This is a genomic window from Halorubrum sp. SP9 (assembly GCF_005435015.1).
GTDB classification, from domain to species: Archaea; Halobacteriota; Halobacteria; order Halobacteriales; family Haloferacaceae; genus Halorubrum; species Halorubrum sodomense.
Genome location: NZ_SGXU01000128.1, coordinates 1 through 1,131, shown reverse-complemented (window position 1 = coordinate 1,131; position 1,131 = coordinate 1). Strand labels below are relative to the sequence as shown.

Below are 1,131 nucleotides of genomic sequence, written 5' to 3'. Positions count from 1 at the left end.
TGGTGTCGTGCTGATTTTCCCGAGTTCGGTGACTTCACCGCCAGCATCCTGTTCGTACACGGCGACGATGGTATCAGCGTGCGCGGCGAGGAGGGTGAAACGGATGCGGAAGACTGGGAGCCGATCGATATCCAACTCGGGGAGATCAGCCATCAGGAAGGGGTATGTGCCGATTCGCTTGTCCAATTCGTTCTGGACGATGCGAAGGCGTCGAAGGTACGGGTCACGGTAGCTGCCAAGAATGAAATACGAGTCTTCAGGTGTGTGGAGATGTGGGAGTTCTCGGTTGGCGAACAACAGGATCTCAGAGGTTTCGCGAGGTTCTAATTCGAGCCCTTGGAGCGTGTCGTTCACGCTCTCCATAATCTCTGCCGCGTTTGGAGGCGGGCCGGGGTCAGTCATACTGTGTGCTCCTTGGCGAGTGAACAAATAGGTTACTGACCAGTATGCCTAATACGGTTTTTGACCACATTAGTTGACCCAAAGTATTATTCACGCCGCTGAAGTACTCTCAAGTGAGACCATGAGTGACGCACCTGCCGCAGAGGGTGACGGCCCGTTCGAAGAGCAGCGGCAGATCTACGATCTCCTATCCCAGGAGACGCGGCACTTGATCCTACAGTTCATCCTTGGCCATCCGGAGCATCTCCCGTCGCTCGATGAGTTGGCGTACATGATGCCGAAGAACAAGGCCGCAGTCAGAGATCAGCTGGAGGTTCTCAGTGACAACGATATCATCGAATGTTATCGGTACCCGCCGAATGAGGACGCGCGCGATCTTCCCAGTCAGTTTTACGGTCTGACTGAACACGGAGTTGAGGTTCTCTATGAGTACAATTATCTCCGTGGCCTCCCCGTAGCGCGTGCTCTCTACGATAACACGCGCCTGTCCGAAAAAGCACAACGGCACCGTGACGCGCCGCGCCCGGAACTTCCAGACAAGGTCAGAGGTGCCCTCACGGTTGATGAAGATGACAGCACTGATTTCGACCGCTTGGAGCAACACATCCGGGAGCGAAAGGGGAATACACACAGCGTTGATGATCAGGTCGCCGTCGCAAAGGCATTCTACAACGCGGAGATAGGTCCCGAAAAAGAGGGTATCAAGCGAACTGAGCTGCTGGACTCGCT

The 1,131-nt window shown here is 55.1% G+C and carries 2 pseudogenes; one reads left to right on the top strand and one right to left on the bottom strand.

Annotation, left to right across the window (positions count from 1 at the left end):
- A pseudogene (locus EXE45_RS16795) lies at window positions 1-402 on the bottom strand (hypothetical protein); the annotation flags it as partial.
- Window positions 403-523: 121 nt separating this feature from the next.
- Between EXE45_RS16795 and EXE45_RS16790 the strand changes: the two are divergent.
- Window positions 524-1,131 (top strand): annotated as a pseudogene (locus EXE45_RS16790) (hypothetical protein); the annotation flags it as partial.